This is a genomic window from Labrys sp. WJW (genome assembly GCF_001676615.1).
In the GTDB taxonomy this organism is placed as follows: domain Bacteria; phylum Pseudomonadota; class Alphaproteobacteria; order Rhizobiales; family Labraceae; genus Labrys; species Labrys sedimenti.
Window position 1 is genome coordinate 50,765 of the sequence record NZ_LYXZ01000013.1, and the last position, 16,193, is coordinate 66,957.

At 61.5% G+C, this 16,193-nt stretch carries 14 protein-coding genes; 10 read left to right on the forward strand and 4 right to left on the reverse strand.

Annotated features, from left to right (window positions below):
• Positions 1-413: 413 nt before the first annotated feature.
• Entirely contained in the window at positions 414-902 is a 489-nt protein-coding gene (locus BA190_RS07950; RefSeq protein ID WP_068284995.1) for a MarR family winged helix-turn-helix transcriptional regulator, read from the reverse strand.
• A 342-nt stretch (positions 903-1,244) separates the two neighbouring features.
• Between BA190_RS07950 and BA190_RS07955 the strand changes: the two genes are divergently transcribed.
• From BA190_RS07955 to BA190_RS08000, 10 genes are all read left to right on the forward strand, one after another.
• Positions 1,245-3,167 (forward strand): DUF3483 domain-containing protein, encoded by a 1,923-nt coding sequence (locus BA190_RS07955; protein WP_371260301.1) that lies wholly within the window; start codon positions 1,245-1,247, stop codon positions 3,165-3,167.
• On the forward strand, positions 3,164-4,474 hold the full coding sequence (locus tag BA190_RS07960) for an electron transfer flavoprotein subunit alpha/FixB family protein (RefSeq protein WP_082979558.1): 1,311 nt from the start codon (positions 3,164-3,166) through the stop codon (positions 4,472-4,474). Before BA190_RS07955 ends, BA190_RS07960 begins: the two co-directional genes overlap by 4 nt.
• A complete protein-coding gene (locus tag BA190_RS07965) occupies positions 4,467-5,252 on the forward strand; it encodes a hypothetical protein (RefSeq protein WP_068284999.1) in 786 nt (261 codons plus the stop codon). The genes BA190_RS07960 and BA190_RS07965 overlap by 8 nt, the downstream gene beginning before the upstream one ends.
• Before the next feature lies 1 nt (position 5,253).
• Positions 5,254-7,293, forward strand: a complete 2,040-nt coding sequence (locus BA190_RS07970) for an NADH:flavin oxidoreductase (RefSeq protein WP_068285000.1) — start codon at positions 5,254-5,256, stop codon at positions 7,291-7,293.
• Positions 7,294-7,365: 72 nt separating this feature from the next.
• A complete protein-coding gene (locus tag BA190_RS07975) occupies positions 7,366-8,088 on the forward strand; it encodes an amino acid ABC transporter ATP-binding protein (RefSeq protein WP_068285298.1) in 723 nt (240 codons plus the stop codon).
• Positions 8,085-8,729, forward strand: coding sequence for an amino acid ABC transporter permease (locus BA190_RS07980; protein WP_068285001.1), 645 nt, complete (start codon positions 8,085-8,087; stop codon positions 8,727-8,729). The genes BA190_RS07975 and BA190_RS07980 overlap by 4 nt, the downstream gene beginning before the upstream one ends.
• Complete coding sequence (locus BA190_RS07985) at positions 8,726-9,403, forward strand: amino acid ABC transporter permease (RefSeq protein ID WP_245314620.1); 678 nt, start codon at positions 8,726-8,728, stop codon at positions 9,401-9,403. Before BA190_RS07980 ends, BA190_RS07985 begins: the two co-directional genes overlap by 4 nt.
• A 29-nt stretch (positions 9,404-9,432) precedes the next feature.
• On the forward strand, positions 9,433-10,257 hold the full coding sequence (locus BA190_RS07990) for an ABC transporter substrate-binding protein (RefSeq protein WP_068285002.1): 825 nt from the start codon (positions 9,433-9,435) through the stop codon (positions 10,255-10,257).
• 57 nt (positions 10,258-10,314) lie between these two features.
• Positions 10,315-11,847: an FAD-dependent oxidoreductase gene (locus BA190_RS07995; protein WP_068285004.1), complete on the forward strand. Its 1,533-nt coding sequence runs from the start codon at positions 10,315-10,317 to the stop codon at positions 11,845-11,847.
• An 11-nt stretch (positions 11,848-11,858) separates the two neighbouring features.
• A complete protein-coding gene (locus BA190_RS08000) occupies positions 11,859-12,842 on the forward strand; it encodes an ornithine cyclodeaminase (protein WP_068285005.1) in 984 nt (327 codons plus the stop codon).
• A 230-nt stretch (positions 12,843-13,072) separates the two neighbouring features.
• Here the strand turns inward: BA190_RS08000 and BA190_RS08005 are convergent, their stop codons facing one another.
• From BA190_RS08005 to BA190_RS08015, 3 genes are read right to left on the reverse strand one after another with little or no spacing between them, the layout of a single operon-like run.
• Complete coding sequence (locus BA190_RS08005; protein ID WP_068285006.1) at positions 13,073-14,014, reverse strand: ROK family protein; 942 nt, start codon at positions 14,012-14,014, stop codon at positions 13,073-13,075.
• A 13-nt stretch (positions 14,015-14,027) separates the two neighbouring features.
• A complete protein-coding gene (locus BA190_RS08010; protein ID WP_068285008.1) occupies positions 14,028-15,035 on the reverse strand; it encodes an SIS domain-containing protein in 1,008 nt (335 codons plus the stop codon).
• Positions 15,036-15,074: 39 nt separating this feature from the next.
• Positions 15,075-16,163 (reverse strand): ABC transporter ATP-binding protein, encoded by a 1,089-nt coding sequence (locus BA190_RS08015; RefSeq protein WP_068285299.1) that lies wholly within the window; start codon positions 16,161-16,163, stop codon positions 15,075-15,077.
• Positions 16,164-16,193 lie beyond the last annotated feature (30 nt).

Genomic DNA, 16,193 nt, shown 5'->3' on the forward strand with positions numbered 1-16,193 from the left:
GCGGCAGACGTTGCCGAACCAGTCGACGTGCCGGCAACACCAACTGGCTCAGTTCCGAGGCAATCGGAGTTTTTCTGATGGGGCGAGCGTGACGAACTGGCCTGTCATCCGGCGCGGCGGGCGCCTCAAGCTGATGCAAATGCCATGGCCCGGTCACCCCGCTACGATCATGCCGGGCGATCCGCCCGAGCTTGTTCCAGGCCAGCGGCCCGGTCTTGGCGCTTTCATTGTCACGGCCACCTTCACGTCGATCAGCATGCGGGTCGACGATAAGACTTTCACGCTGCGACCATCAGGCGATAGCAGGCTCGTGTTCTGGGATATTTCCTAAACGAGAGGTCGCTCAAAGGTGCCGGCGAAATAGAGCCCCTCCGGTGGCAGTGCTTGGTGAACGGCTCCCCACTTTGCTAGGGTTAATCGACCTGCCAGGCCGGCAGATCGACGAACGTTTTAAATAGAAGATCCCGCACGATCTTTCGCTGGTTCTTGTCGAGACGGGAGAGCATATCTTCTTGTCGATCGATAAAGATCGGCTTCAGGCGCTCCATCATGGCAAGACCGTCGGCGGTAAGGCGCAGGTTTTTCTTTCGCGAATCCACCTTGTCGGCATGGATTTGCGCCAGTTTTTTCTCCGTCAGGCGCTTGACCGCCCGTCCAATGGAGTTCTTCGGCCTGCCGTTGAGCTGGGCGATTTCGCTCGCGGTTAGTTGCCGGTAGCGCCACAGGGTGATCAGCACATTGCAATCGTCGCGATTGAGACCGAAACTGTTTTCCGTAGCGGTAATCGTTCGATGCGACCAGTAGTTGGCCCAAAGGCAGATGGTCAGTGCTTCGGCGAACGCGTGATCGCGGCACAGACTCGTTACGTCAAGGGCAGTTGAATTCTCGGCGCTAAAATTCATCGCTTCTTTTGGTCTCAATCAGGGGCTGGCCGGCATGTCTGTATGCCGGCTTCGGCTGTCTGCGCAATGGCGTCTCCACAACGCTCGGACCCGTCTTTCAGGTCTGAGCACGACGGGCGAGTGGCATACCACTCGTGAACTTGGCGATCGGTCGCTGATTGTCAATTGCTTGGGCTTGCTTTGTCCGGAAATGCAGCCGTTTGGCGCCTTGAAAATCTGCACAGACCATATTGACATCAAATTGATTATCGAGAATGGTTCCAGATGGAACGATATTATAAATAACAGAGGGGCGACCGAAAGTTGCCGAACGTCGGGCATGTGTCCGGTGAACGATGACGTTTGGTCTTTACCATTATGTCTAGCTACGTTGTCATCGCTGTCTGCGCGATTACGATTGCTATAATAGTAATCGAAATGTTGCAGCCTTCTCGGTTGTGGGCTGCCGGTGGCAAGTCGCCTCTCGAGTGGGGTAGCATCCCTCGGCTCCTTCCACGCTATTTCGGCGATGTCCATGATCGCGTTGCGCGCGAACCATTGTCTGCGCGCATGCATGCTTTGACAGCAGGCAGCATCATAGGCCTGTTTCTTCTATCCCCCCTCAACGCTGCTCTTGTCCTGACAGGCGCGCCGGGTGCGCTTGTACTTGCGATGACGGGAACTTGCCTGTTCCTGGTCGCCGGGCTCGGGGCAGGTATCGTTCTACAGTATCGGCGGCGCCTGGCCAGGCCGGAGCGGTTGTCTGGCGGTATCTGGGCGCGGCTGCGCTTGTTTTTTTCCCTCGCCTGCGTCTTTTTCCTTGGCGCGGCCTTGACTGCCTTGGTACCGGCGGGATGGCCGGATGGGCTCTTGGCCGTTCTCCTCGTTCTGACCGGCGCTGCAGGTCTGTGTCGCCTCGCCGCCATGGTCGCTCGTGGGCCGATGCGCCACGCCTTTGCTGGGGCGGTTCACCTGGTGAACCACCCTCGTCCCGAACGGTTTACAGGCCGGGCGAGTGACCTGAAACCGCTCGACCTCGAGGCTCCGCGCCTTGGCGCGGGCTCCCCGACGGATTTCAGTTGGAAGCAACTTGCCGCCTTCGATGCCTGCGTGCAGTGCGGCCGCTGCGAGGTCGCCTGCCCGGCCTTCGCGGCAGGATTGCCGCTCAATCCCAAGAAGCTGATTGCAGATCTTTCGGCCAGCATGCGCCCGGTGCCGGCACGGCTCGATTATTATGGAAGCCCACATCCGGGCCAGGGCAATGGCTGGCGCTCGACCGATGCCTGGCAGGAATTGGTGGCTGAGAGCGAGGCGGCAATCGCCCCCGAGACATTGTGGTCCTGCACGACGTGCCGGGCCTGTGTCGAGGAGTGTCCGATGCTGATCGAGCATGTCGATGCCATCGTTGACATGCGCCGCTTTCAGACATTGGAACGCGGGGCTACGCCGGAAAAGTCGGTACAGGCACTCACCAATCTGCGGATGACCGACACGATCGGTGGCGCTGACCCTGCCACGCGTCTCGATTTTGCGACGGATCTGAAGCTGCCATTGATCAGCGCAACCGGGTCGACCGATACCCTGTTGTGGCTGTCGGAAGCCGCGTTCGACCGGCGTGGCCAGATGGTGCTGCGCGCCTTTGTGCGCTTGCTGCGTGAAGCGGGGGTGGATTTTGCGGTCCTGGGTGCGGATGAGCGCGACTGCGGCGATCTTGCCCGCCGGCTCGGTGACGAGCACTCCTTCCAGATTCAGGCCAAGGCCAATATTGCGACGCTGGCACGCTATCGCTTCCGCCAGATCGTCACCATCGATCCGCATGCCCTGCACTGTCTGCGCAACGAGTACCCGGCTTTCGGCGGGATGCATACGGTGCGCCATCACACCGATCTTCTGGATGAATTGGTGGCCGCAGGGCGGCTTCGCGTGCTTCGCCCGGCGAGCGGTGGCATCACCTACCACGATCCTTGCTATCTGGGTCGCTACAATGGCGAGTTCGACGGGCCTCGCCGCGTGCTCGGCGCCATCGGTTTTGAACTTGCTGAAATGGCACACAGCCGCACACGTTCGCGGTGTTGCGGCGGCGGCGGCGGCGGTGCGTTGTCGACAATCAATTCGGAGCGGCGCATTCCCGACATGCGCATGGGGCAGGCTATCGCCACTGGCGCGCCGGTTTTGGCGGTTGCGTGCCCTGGCTGCACGCAGATGCTGGAAGGCGTTGCCGGTGAACATCCTCCCGTGCGCGACATTGCTGAACTCCTCCTCGATGCGGTGGAGGCCCGTGCATGAGCCGCACACGCATCAACAGAGGAAAGCCGCCCGAGCGCATTGAGGACCCGGACTGTGCCGGTCGCAGCGATGTCGCCTCGATGGAAGAGGTCGCGACTGTCACATCAACACCGAACGTCGAAGCCGCACAAGCTCTGTCCAGAGTGCGTCGAAACAATACAGCCATTCGCTCTGACCCACGACCTGCGGGCCGACCTCGCTTGTCTCGGGCCCAGGAGGAGATACAGGGTGAGGAAGCCATCTTCCCAGCCGCGCCCGCGCATCCGCGCCGAACCATGCGAAGTCCGGCCGCTCGCAGGGATGATGCACGCACTCCCATGCGGTCCGGCGGAGCGGACACGGCCAAGGCTGAGGCGCGCGACGATGCCGATGTCGTGTGCGTCGAGGAGCCCGAGAGCCATATCGTCGTCGTTGCTTTCGCCCGCGAGACCTGGCCGCAGGCCGAGGTGGAGCTGATCGGGCTGGCTCGTTCTCTCGCCGGGCCGCGCGAGGCTATCGTACTTTGTCGCATTGGCGCCGCCGAACGTGACGCCGGACGGGCCGGCGCCGACCGGCTGGTGACATTTGAAAATGCGGGTATTTTCGAGCGCCGATCCGCGTTGGCAGCTCTGTGTGGCGATTTGAAGCCCCGGCATGTGCTTTTGCCGAGTTCCGACGCTGGCAATGATCTTGCCCGCTTTCTTGCCGCTCGGCAGAGCGTGCGCCCAGCGATTGGGATCGTGCAACTACGCGGAAACGAAGTGCTGGTGCCCGCTCCTGATCGGCAACACGACTATGCCCGGCCGCTGCCACCCGTCGCGACGTTCGCGGCCAGCGCCTGCAAGGCAACGACGCCGGTCGTCGGTCGAGAGGCTCGGAACTTGATTGTACAGGACGTGACGAGCGACCCAGCGGGTATCACCGATGATGGAATCGAAACCGCCGACGTGTCACGGCTTGCCCTCGAAGAGGCCGAGTTCATCGTCAGTGCCGGTGGAGGCGTGCGTGATCTCAGGCTTTTCGGCGCCGTTGCACGGTCGCTGTCGGCGACGATTGGCGCCAGTCGGGTGGTATGCGATGCAGGGGCTCTGCCGCGTGATCGACAGGTGGGGGCATCCGGCCACATCACGCGAGCCCAGGCTTATGTTGCCTTCGGCATCTCGGGCGCCTCACAGCATCTGGAGGGTATTCGCGACTGCCCACATGTCGTAGCCGTCAACACCGATCCTCACGCCGCCATGCTGGCTCGTGCGGATCTTGCCATTGTCGCCGACGCCGGCGCCGTGCTGGCCGCTCTGCTTGAAAACGGGGAGAGTGCGCATGGCTGATCTATCGATTGCCGTATTGCTTTCGGCCGGGCGCCATCCGGTAACGGGTCGCCCGCGCGCTGCCGACAGCGATGCGCGTGCGCTGCGTCTGGCGCTTGCGCTCGCCCAGAAGGGGGCGGTGCTGACTGTGCTCCATGCCGGCCAACATGACGAACCCGCGCTTGGCGACTATCTCGGCATGGGTCTCGACACGCTCACGGTGCTTGGTCCTCTCACCCAAGCCGATGATGCGGTGCCGGTGCTGGCAGACGCCCTACGCACCGCTTCGCCCGACATCGTCTTGTGCGGCACGACTGCCGAACATGGTGAAGGCAGTGGCATGCTGCCCTACCTGATCGCGCAGGATCTTTGCATGCCCTGCATCGCCAATGTCACCGATCTGGTGTGTGAGGAGAACGGCGTGACGGTTCTGGCCGCCGAACCGGCTGGCCGACGTCGTCGCTTTCGGTTGACCGCCAGCGCTGTCCTCGCGGTCGGTGCAGCCGCATCGGCGCCGCTGCAGGTCGCCTGGGGCAGAACCCGGCGGGGCAAGATCCTGGTCCATCGGGCTAGCGCCTCCATTGACGCCGCGCGCGCCAGCTGGACGCTACGTCCTTTTCGCATACGTCCCGCTCGCATCTTCGCGGGACCCGGCAGCATGGGTGGCAAGCGTATCGTCGAAGGTGTCCCACCCTTCGAGGCCGCGGCCCAGATCCGCGCTTTCTTGCAGCAGGCAGGTGTTGTGCGTGCTGGCAATCCCACCTCCACCATTCACGTACCGCCAGAAAGGGCCGGGTAGCATGGCCAAATATCAAGCATTGCTGAAACCGCTGACGATCAAGAACATCACGTTCCGCAATCGCATCATGTCCACCTCTCATGCACCGGGCTATGCGGAAGACGGCATGCCCGGCGAGCGCTATCAGCTCTACCATGTCGAGAAAGCCAAGGGTGGCATCGGACTGACCATGTTCGGCGGCTCCTCGTCAGTGGCGCTGGATTCCCCGCTGTCCTTCAACCAGATTTCGGTCAGCGAAGACCGGGTGCTGCCCTATCTCACCCAGTTCGCCGAGCGCGTGCATGCTCATGGTGCCGCCATCATGTGTCAGATCACGCATATCGGCCGGCGTGGCGCCTGGGACGGTGCGAACTGGCTGCCGCTGATCAATCCAAGCTCCACCCGCGAACCGATGCATCGGCACTATGCCAAGGAGATGGAGGATTTTGACTTCAAGCGCGTGTTTCGAAACTTCGCTGATGCGGCGGTCCGCCTGAAGAAGGCAGGACTCGACGGCTGCGAGATCATCGCTGCCGCTCATCACCTGATCGACGCCTTCATCTCCCCCATGCTGAACAGGCGCACGGATAAATATGGCGGCAGTCTGGAAAACCGTATGCGCTTCGGCCGCGAGGTGCTGGAGACGGTCCGTGAAGCGGTGGGCGACGACTATGTGCTGGGCCTGCGTGTTGCGGGCGACGAACTGCTGCGTGGTGGCCTCACCCAGAGCGAATGCCTGGATGTCATCACTGGCTACTGCAACTCCGGTTTGATTGATTTCATCAATGTCTATCAGGCGCACGGCGACGACTTCCGGGGTCTACAGGCGATGATTCCGGACATGAGCTTCGCCTCCGCGGCCTTCCTGCAGCTGGCGAGTGCCGTCAAGGCCGAGGTCGACATTCCAGTCTTCCACGCCTCGGCGATCCGGGACCTGGCCACGGCCAGTCGCGCGGTGGAGGAAGGTCATGTCGATATGGTGGCAATGACCCGGGCCCATATCGCCGACCCCCATCTCGTGCGCAAGCTCATTGAGGACCGTGAGGACGATGTGCGCCAGTGCATCGGCGCAAATTATTGCATCGACCGTGGTGGCCAGGGCAAGGATGCCCTGTGCATCCAGAACGTCGTTACCTCTCGCGAACAAACGATGAGCCACGATGTCGCTCGGAGTGCCAATCCTCGCAAGGTGGTGATCGTCGGTGCGGGGCCGGCCGGTCTGGAAGCAGCGCGTACCGCCGCCCAGGCTGGCCACAAGGTCGTACTCTTCGAGGCGGCCGACAAACCGGGGGGCCAGCTCAATCTCGCCCCGGCGGTGGACTGGCGTGCCGGCATGGCAGGCATCGTGCGCTGGCTAGAGATGCAGGTTCGCAAGCTCGGCGTTGACCTGCGCACCGGTCGTCCGGCGACACCTGACGCGGTGCTTGCCGAGGCGCCGGACGTCGTGATCGTTGCCACCGGAGGCAAACCAACTGTGCCGGATGTTCCCGGCATCGACAAGGCGGTCAGCGCCCGCGACATTCTCTCCGGTAAGGAGGCGCCTGGCAAGAACGTCTTGTTGTTTGACGTTACCGGCACTCATGTCGCGGCAACGACGGCCGACTTCATCACTCAGCGCGGCAGTATCGTCGAGATCGTGACGCCCGACCAGATGATCAGCGAAGAGATCGGGCGTACGGCGCGCGTCAACTTCATGAAGCGTCTTTATGAACGCAACACGGTGATGTCGCCAAGCTTCGACTTGATGGAGGTCTACCTCGATGGGAACGCTCTGATCGCGGTACTGCGAGAGGTTCATTCGGATCGTGAAGAGGAACGCGAAGTCGATCAGATCATCTACGAGGCGGGCACGCAGCCAGTCGCGGACATCTACTTCGCTCTCAAGCCGCAGTCGCGCAACCAGGGGGAGCTGGATCAGGCGGCCTTCATTGCCCTCCAGCCGCAGACGGTGGCCACCAATCCGGCCGGCAAGTTCGAACTCTACCGCATCGGTGATGCGGTCCTGAGCCGGAACGTCCATGCCTCCATGTACGAAGCCGCTCGGCTCGTACGGCCCCTATGACGACGATTCTTGATCAAAACATGGAGCAGCACCGTGGCCCGCACCGGCAAGACTCTGGTTTCTCTCCAGAAGATGAGCAAGCGCTACGCTGATCACCTCGTGCTGCCGCAGATCGATCTTCGGGTCAGCGAAGGCGAAGTGCTGGCGATCATCGGGCCAAGCGGCTCTGGCAAGTCGACCCTGCTGCGCTGTCTCAATTACATCGAGCAACCCAGCAGCGGCGTCATCACTGTAGCCGACACGCGGATCGAGGTCGGCAAGGACGACAACAAACGACGCGTACGCGAACTGCGCCGTAACCTTGGCATGGTGTTCCAGTCATTCAACCTGTTCCCGCATATGAGCGTCCTGCGCAACATCACCCTGCCGCAGGTTCGGGTACTCGGGCGCTCTGAGAAGGAAGCTGAGGACGTAGCGCGCCGCCTCTTGGAGCGCGTGGGTCTTGCCGACAAGGCGAGCCAATATCCGTCGCGATGCTCAGGTGGCCAGCAGCAGCGTATCGCCATCGCACGGGCCCTGGCGTTGGGCCCCAAGGTCATGCTGTTCGACGAGCCGACCTCGGCTTTGGATCCGGAACTGGGGCTGGAGGTTCTGGGCGTCATGCGTGAACTCGCCGACTCCGGCATGACCATGATCGTCGTCACGCATGAGATGAGCTTTGCTCAGAACGTCTCAGATCATGTGGTGATCATGGCCGATGGCGCCATCATCGAGGAAGGCGCCAGTCGTGAGATCATCCCCAATCCGCAAACCGAACGGGCTCGCCGTTTCCTGCGCGCGGTGAACGAGCGATGACCTGGGAATATTTCTGGCTGATCCTCAGCGGCATTCCACTCACCATCGCGGTGACGCTGGCCGCGCTCGCACTCGGCATGGTGCTGGGCTTTCCCATCATGCTGGCCCGTACGGCCCCATTTGTGCCGCTGCGCATCCTGACCATCGTGTTCATAGCGCTTGTACGTTCTGTGCCGCCGGTAGTGTGGATCTTTCTGATTTTCTTCGGCGTCGGTGCTGATTTCGTCCAGATGGACCCGTTCACTGCCGCAATCGTAACTTTCGGGCTCATCAGCGCTGTCAACATGGCCGAGATCTATCGTGGCGGTTTCATTGCCGTGCCGGCTGGGCAGCATGAAGCGGCAACGGCGCTCAACATGTCGCGCTGGAATCATTTCCGTGACGTGACATTGCCGCAGATGTTCATTTTTTCGTTGCCTGCCATCGCCACCTACGCGGTGGGCCTGCTCAAGGATTCAGCCATTGCTTCCACCATCGGTCTGAAGGAGTTGACCTTCCAGGGTCGCTACGTCACGGAGATGACCTATAAGGGTTTGGAAGTCCTTGGCCTCGTCGGCGCCGCCTACATTCTGATGAGCCTGCCTATCGCCTGGCTATCCAGAAATCTGGGCGAAACGCTCAAGCGGAGGCTGGCGCGATGATCAAGCTCTGGATGGGGACCGATTGGGCAACGATCAATTCCTGGCTGCCGCAATTGTGGGACGGCCTGGTCGTCAACCTGCAATTGACGGCGATCACCTTGGCACTGGGCGTGCCGCTCGGCCTGATCTGGGCGGTGACCGTGCGCTCGCGCATGCGCGGGCTGCGTTATCTTACCCTGTTCCTGGTTGAAGTCGGACGGGGCGCGCCAGCACTGGTTCTGCTTCAGTTCTTCTATGCAGGCTTGCCGCAAAGCGGGCTGGTGCTCTCCTCCATGACCTCGGCAATCATCGGTCTAACCTGGAGTACGGGCGCCTATACGTCGGAAATCATTCGCGGGGGCCTGGAGGCAGTGCCAGCCGGCCAGGGTGAGGCCAGCCACGCGCTCAACCTGTCGGACTGGGACACCTTCCGCTATGTGATCTTGCCACAGGGATTTTGGGTCGCGCTGCCAGCGTTACTGGGCTTTGCCGTCCTGGTCTTTCAGGGCACCTCGTTGTGCTTTGCCATCGCTCTGCCGGAGATCATGGCTCAAGCCACGGACATCGGCGCCACAACCTTCCGCAATTTTGCCGCCTACGCCCTCACCGGAGGCATTTTCGCGGCCATCTGCATTCCCGCCTCCCTTCTGGTCGGCTGGATCGAACACAAGGTTGCAGCCCGTTCAAGACGTTAAACGACTCACCAGAGGAGAGGAGCTAACCAATGATAAAAATGTTGAAAACGATGTTCGCCGCAATCGCGCTGGCGACAGCAACCGGTACGGTGGCAGGGGCCTGTACACCATCCCCCGACGTCAAGACGCTCAAGCCCGGCGTATTGACCGTGGCCGCCCAGACATATCGGCCATTCTCGATCGTCGAGAGCGATGGATCGGTCACGGGCGTCGATGGCGAAATTCTCAAGCAAATCGCCAAGCTCGAGTGCCTCAGCATTGAGACGATCTCGGTCGATGCCGCCGCTGCCCTCAATTACGTACAGACGGGTCGCGCCGATGTCACGGTTGGCGACTGGTACCGAACAAAAGCGCGTTCTGAGGTACTGTTCATGAGTGATCCGCTCTATGTCGATCAGATGGGCATCGTGTCGAAGGAGGGAGCCACCAAGCTGGCGGATCTCGAAGGCAAGACCGTCGGTACCGTCCAAACCAATCTATGGGTCGCCGACCTCAAGAAACTTTATGGCTCCAAGCTGAAGACCTATCCGGTACTGGTTCAGGTTCAGCAAGATCTCAAGAACGGGCGCATCGACGCTTTTGTCGAAAGCTACTCCATCGCCATGCTGGCCGAGAAAGCTGGCGAACTCGGAGGCTTCAAGGCGGCGGTCGCCGGGCCAGACGAGCGCGTCGTATCCTCGAAGTTTCCAGGCCAGGGCTCCTTCCCCATGAACAAGGACAATGAAAGCCTGCTCAAGGCCTTCAACAAGCGTATCGCGGAACTCCATTCCGACGGGTTCATCAAGAAAACGCTGGTTCAGTTCGGGCTGTCTGAATCTGCCGGCAACACAGGCGACCCGCGCTGGATCGAGTGATCCGTTTTGGCGGGCGGCCATGGTCGCCCGCCTTCCTTTCCCATTCGGAGCATGGGCATGCCGCTTCCCAGCAATGATATCGTGTATGATGTCGCCGTGATCGGCGCCGGCATCATCGGTGCCTCCGCCGCTCAGCACTTGGTGGCCGCTGGCTATAAAACCATTCTTTTTGAACGCGACGACTATGGTGGTGGCACCTCCAGCCGAACGTCGCGTCTCCAGCATTGCGGGCTGAGCTATTTCTCTCCGGCTGCCAATTCCATTGCTGCCTTCTTGCTAAAGCCGGAATTTGGACTGAAGTGTCTGGAATTGGCCTGCCGGGCGATGCGGGGGCGGGCCGAATTCGTGCGTTCCTGCCCCGAGCGTGTCCGCGCCGTGCCCTTCTATGTGCCTTTGACCGACGAGAATGCCGTCTCGACGGGAAAAGCCCGTCTCGCTTTCCGCATCCTGTCGGCTTTCTCGGGCGGAGTGCCGCTCGACACGCGATTTTACACCGCCGCAGAGGCCCGGCAATTGCCCGTGTTTCGTGGGCTTGCCGGCCTGGAACGCATCCGAGGGGCCATCAGCTTCACCGAATATCAGTTCCGCTGGCCCGAGCGCATCGTCAACGACACCATAGTGAAGGCGCGTCGGGCTGGCCTGACGGCCTGCAACTATACCGGCGTCACCAACTTACGGCGCGAGGCTGACTTTTGGCGTATCGGCGTTCATACGCGCACGGGAGAAACCGGTGAAGTGCGCGCCCGTGCCATTGCCAACACTGCCGGTGTCTGGGTCGATGAGATCACGCGCATGGCTGGCGTCGGTGGAGCGGACCTCAACGTCGGGGCCAAGGGCACCAATATCGTCGTGAAGCTGCCCGATCATCTCAGAGGCATCGGCTTCGATACCGTCACCAGCACCGGCATGGCGTTCTATTTCATTCCCTGGAACGACCTTCATTATATCGGGCCGTGGGACAGCCCCGCAGACGGCGAACGCAAGAATTTCCGGGCTACCGAAGGGGACATCGACGCGATCCTGCGCGAAATCAACATGCTGTTCCCCAATATGAAGCTGGCCCGAGAGGATGTGCTCTATTCCTGGGCAGGGGTCCGGCCGCGCACGGCAGATGGGAACGACCCACTCGGCTCGATGGAGGTCAGAGAGCATGACCTTTCGCCGGTCTTGCCGAATTTCGTCGTCTTCACCGGTGGCCTTCTGATGACGCATCGCGATGCCGGACGCCGTATTACCCGCGCGATTGCCCGTCATATCTCTCCGGCCGGTCAGCCGACGCCAATCGATTATGGCGTGCCGAGGCAGCCGGACGAAGCTAGGTGGTCGCATGAAGCAGTATGCTGGGCGATCGAAGAGGAGCAGGCAACCACACTCGCAGGCATTTTGCGCAGGCGCTTGTCGGTGGGCTGGGAACGGGCATTGGGGCTCGATCTTGCCGAGGAGACTTCACATATTGCCGCGCCCTTGCTGGGCTGGGACGAGAAAAACCGACTGGCGGAGCTCGATCATTACCGCCAGGAGACGGCTTACTTCTATGGCGTTCAGGCGGATGCCGAGCGGTCCGTGGCGGACATTCTGCGGACGGTTTGAGGAGTGAGGTCATGCGGTATGTCGATGCAGATCTCGTCCATCGGCTCTTGCCCTACCAACGGTTGATCCCGTGGTTAGAGAAAAAGCTGACCGGCGAAATACCGATCTCGGAAGTGGTTCTGACCAACGAACCTGACGGCGGACCGAACAAGTTCGTGACATTGGTCGGTTGGCAAGCCGGTGAATTGATCGCTGTCAAAATGGTCGGAGTGTTTCCTGGAAATCTGCAGTTGCAGCCGCCACAGGCGAGTGTACAGGGGCTGGTGTGTGTATTCTGCGGGCAAACAGGCGCTCCTCAGCTCGTTGCAGACGGCGAAGCGATGACCTTTCGTAAGACAGCCGCCGATTCCGGTCTCGGCTCGCGGTTGCTGGCACGGGAAGATGCGCGCATTCTGCTGGTGGTGGGCGCCGGCGGTCTTGGTCCTCACGTGGCGGCTGCCCATCGCGCTGCCCGTCCGTCCATCAACAAGGTTCTGGTATGGAACCGAACGTTCGAGAGGGCTCAGTCACTTGCAGCGCGGTTGCGCGACAAGGAAGGAGTCACGGCAGAGGCGATGCGAGATCTCGATGAAGCTGTGCCGCAGGCCGATATCATCTCATGCGTGACGATGTCGACACAGCCTTTGGTCAAGGGCGCCCTGTTGAAGCCTGGAACGCATCTCGACCTTGTCGGCTCCTATTTGCCCGAAATGTGTGAATGCGACACGGATGCAATCGCGCGCGGTAGCGTTTTCGTAAACAGCCGTAGCGGTATCACCAATGCTGGTGACCTCGTACAGGCCTTTGAGGCTGGACGGTTTAGGTGGGAAGATATTCGAGCCGATGCATCGGAACTATGCACTGGGATTCGATCAGGGCGCACCTTCGAAGATGAGATCACGATTTACAAGAATATCGGAGGAGCGCAATTCGACCTGTTTACCGCCGAGTTGCTCATGCAGGAGACCGGCGGAGACGTGAGCGACAGGTCACATCGGAAGATCTCGGACTTGTGATCGTCTTTAGACGGAGCTCGTAGCTGCTTGCAATTATCCGTGGCCGACAACGAGTACCTGCTGGAACTGTGAGACGCCTGCAGTGCGCAAGCCGGGTGAAGGCCTGGATAGAGTTTCAGTGGGAAGTGGCCGAGCTTTCCTGCTCCTTTTGTATGCGAGACTGATATCTGGCCAGAGGCGATGACGCCATTGAAGTGAGTGGCACAACGAGCTTCTGCGGGACCAGGCCGCTATTGGACGCTTTCATACGCAACCATCGCAGCCCCTATAAGCCCTGCATCGTCTCCGAGCGCCGCGGGCACGATTGCGGCAGGTGGGAAGCCTGGCAGGAGGCCGGCGCGTAAAGCGCTGGCCATTTCGGTTTCGAGCAGATCGAACAAAGCAACCATGCCGCCACCCATGATGATGCGGCTCGGCGAATAGCAGTGCTGAATATTCGCAAAACCCATGCCAAGGAAGCGCGCAAATTCAGCCAGCAACTCGAGTGCCAGCCGGTCGCCGCCACGAGCGGCTTGCGCCACGTGGAAGGCCGAAATCTCTCGTCCGTCGGCCAGCGCGGCAATGCGGCCGGCAGGTTCAGCAGCCAGTTTGGCCCGCGCCCGGCTGGCAAGGGCTGGACCGGAAGCCACAGCCTGCCAACAGCCATACCGGCCGCAGGCACATCGCTCCGAGCTATCGGTGACATGCGTATGGCCGACCTCGCCCGCCAAGCCGCCGACCCCTCGCACCAAACGGCCGTCGACGATAATACCGCCGCCAATGCCAGTGCCAACGGTGACATAGGCAAGATTGGTGCAGTCACGACCCGCACCGGCGCGCCATTCCCCACGCGCTGCGGCCTTGGCGTCGTTCTCTAGAAAACAGGACAGACCGGATGCGCGCGATATTTCTTCCGCAAGCGGAATATCCGTCCAGCTGGCGAGAGCGGGAATGTTGAGCACGCGACCCGCCATGGCGTCGACGGCGCCAGGGACACCGATGCCGACGCCGTGCGTATCGGGGTCGCGCAGTCGCGCGATCCCTTCGCAGATCTGGCGGATGACGGCGGCCGGCCCCTCCTTTGATGTCTGCTGGCGCTCCGCTGCACGGATGCGCCCTGCCATATCGACACAGGCGACACGCACATGCGTTCCGCCGAGATCGACGCCAATATAGCTAGCGGCTTCCGCCATGGGCGACCTCCGTTCAGATCGTGACCTTGCTGGTGCGCAGTGGCGTGCCGACATCGCCCGTTACACGGCGCAGGGCCACGGCGATATTGAGCGCCTGCAGTGAAAGCAGCATCGAGGCAGCCGCCGCAAGGCCGGAATTCGCTGGCAAAGAAAGCGTGGTCGCTCCAGTGATCGGAGCTTGCCCACTTGTGTCGACGACGATCGTCGGGCAGCCTGCGTCGAGCGTCGACTCTGCCAGGGAGAAAACGAGGGCGCCGTCCGGCGAGGCATCGCGCAACAGCACAATGCCGAGGGAAGGCCGCAGCACCTCGAACGGCCCATGACGGAACTGGCCGCCCTCGAAGCCGATCGTTACCACCCGCGCGAGCTCCATCATGGAGAGGGCTGCGCTGCCGGCCACGCCCGCCATGGCGCCATAACCGGAAAAAATCACCGCTTCGCAGGGCGCAAGAGCTTCGTCCAAGGGAGCGACATCCGGCTCACCCGCTGCCTCGAACACGGTGCGTAGGGCTGCGCTGGGCAATCCGAGTGCATCGAGGACGGCACCATGCATGGCGAGTGTGAGGGTGATGGAGCGCGTCGCGGCAAAGGCCTGTTCGGGACCGCCATGGGCGATAAGCGCGCCCTTACAGGCGTTGGCAAGCGGACTGTGGCCGTCCAATGTCAGGGCGAACGTATCGCCATTTACGGCCGGTGTGTCCAGGAGCTGGACGATTTCACCTGAACGCCCGGATTGGGACGCGATGAACAGAGTGTGTTCTCCCCGCGGGACAGGTGCTGACAGAAGCTCGGAGGCCGTCACGGCGCGGCAGTCGAGTCCAAGCCGGCGGTAGAGCGGCGCCACGATGGCGTTGACGTGATGGGAACCGCCCATCGCGCAAAGGATGAGGCTGCCGGTCCTGCGTGCGCTGGCAGTGGCGGCGGCAACTGCCTCGCCATTGCCATCAAGGGTCGCCAGGGCATCGCTGCCTTGCCGATTCATCTCCACCCGCATTCGGCGAAGGCCCTCATGGTTTTGCATCTTGAAACTCCACTCCTGATCGAAAGGGCGAGGTGCCCATCAATGGATGAGAGCGCCCGTGTCGGCGTCGGCAAGACACAAATTGTCTAGCGTGACATCGAGCGTGAGGGGCGCTCCCGCAATAAGGCGCGAACTCGGCGCGAGGCGGGCGACGACCTGTGTTCGGGCGATCGCCCCATGTACCAGTGTCTCCATGCCGAGCGGCTCGATGACCCCAGCCTGCATCAAAAGGCCATTCGAGCCCGGTGCCGACAGACTGAAATGCTCCGGACGAATGCCGGCAAGGAGCTTCTTGCCCGAATGCGCGCTGAAGCGCTCGGCCTTTTCCGGCGGTAGCGCCAGCACGCCGCTGTCGCCCAGACGCAGGGCCAGATAACCATTCCCGGATACGATCTGGGCAGGAATGAAATTCATGCCCGGCGACCCGATGAAGCCGGCGACGAAGACGGTGGCCGGCCTGAGATAGAGGTCCTGCGGTGGAGCGACCTGTTCGATGCGTCCCTTGTTCATCACCACCACGCGGTCGGCCAAAGTCATTGCCTCGACCTGGTCGTGCGTGACGTAGATCGTCGTGGTCGGCACCCGGGCATGCAGTTGCTTGATCTCCGCCCGCATCTGCACGCGCAGCTTGGCATCGAGATTGGAGAGCGGCTCGTCGAACAGGAACACCTTGGGGTTGCGGATGAGGGCCCTTCCCATCGCCACGCGTTGGCGCTGCCCACCCGACAATTGCCGTGGCTTGCGGTCGAGCAGAGCAGTGATCTCGAGGATCTCCGCCGTCTCGCCCACCCGGCGGCGGATCTCTTCTCGTGGCGTTTTCCGCAGCTTGAGACCGAAGGCGATGTTGTCGGCGACACTGAGATGGGGGTAGAGCGCGTAATTCTGGAAGACCATGGCAACATCGCGTTCGCCTGGCTCCAACTCATTGACTCGCACGCCGCCGATGCGGATTTCTCCGGTCGTGATCTGTTCGAGGCCGGCCACCATGCGAAGCGTCGTCGACTTGCCACAACCCGATGGACCGACCAGCACCACCAGTTCGCCTTCGGCAATGTCGAGATCGATCCCGTGTACCGTTTGAAGGCCGTCATAGACCTTCACCACCTTTTGCAACGACACCTCAGCCAAGGTCTGCGTCTCCCATGGATCGAACAATCA

Excerpts from the sequence above, each read along its gene's own strand:
- BA190_RS07950 (WP_068284995.1), bottom strand. The coding sequence starts at position 902 with ATGAATTTTAGCGCCGAGAATTCAACTGCCCTTGACGTAACGAGTCTG.
- BA190_RS07960 (WP_082979558.1), top strand. The coding sequence starts at position 3,164 with ATGAGCCGCACACGCATCAACAGAGGAAAGCCGCCCGAGCGCATTGAG.
- BA190_RS07965 (WP_068284999.1), top strand. The coding sequence starts at position 4,467 with ATGGCTGATCTATCGATTGCCGTATTGCTTTCGGCCGGGCGCCATCCG.
- BA190_RS07970 (WP_068285000.1), top strand. The coding sequence starts at position 5,254 with ATGGCCAAATATCAAGCATTGCTGAAACCGCTGACGATCAAGAACATC.
- BA190_RS07975 (WP_068285298.1), top strand. The coding sequence starts at position 7,366 with ATGAGCAAGCGCTACGCTGATCACCTCGTGCTGCCGCAGATCGATCTT.
- BA190_RS07980 (WP_068285001.1), top strand. The coding sequence starts at position 8,085 with ATGACCTGGGAATATTTCTGGCTGATCCTCAGCGGCATTCCACTCACC.
- BA190_RS07985 (WP_245314620.1), top strand. The coding sequence starts at position 8,726 with ATGATCAAGCTCTGGATGGGGACCGATTGGGCAACGATCAATTCCTGG.
- BA190_RS07990 (WP_068285002.1), top strand. The coding sequence starts at position 9,433 with ATGATAAAAATGTTGAAAACGATGTTCGCCGCAATCGCGCTGGCGACA.
- BA190_RS07995 (WP_068285004.1), top strand. The coding sequence starts at position 10,315 with ATGCCGCTTCCCAGCAATGATATCGTGTATGATGTCGCCGTGATCGGC.
- BA190_RS08000 (WP_068285005.1), top strand. The coding sequence starts at position 11,859 with ATGCGGTATGTCGATGCAGATCTCGTCCATCGGCTCTTGCCCTACCAA.
- BA190_RS08005 (WP_068285006.1), bottom strand. The coding sequence starts at position 14,014 with ATGGCGGAAGCCGCTAGCTATATTGGCGTCGATCTCGGCGGAACGCAT.
- BA190_RS08010 (WP_068285008.1), bottom strand. The coding sequence starts at position 15,035 with ATGCAAAACCATGAGGGCCTTCGCCGAATGCGGGTGGAGATGAATCGG.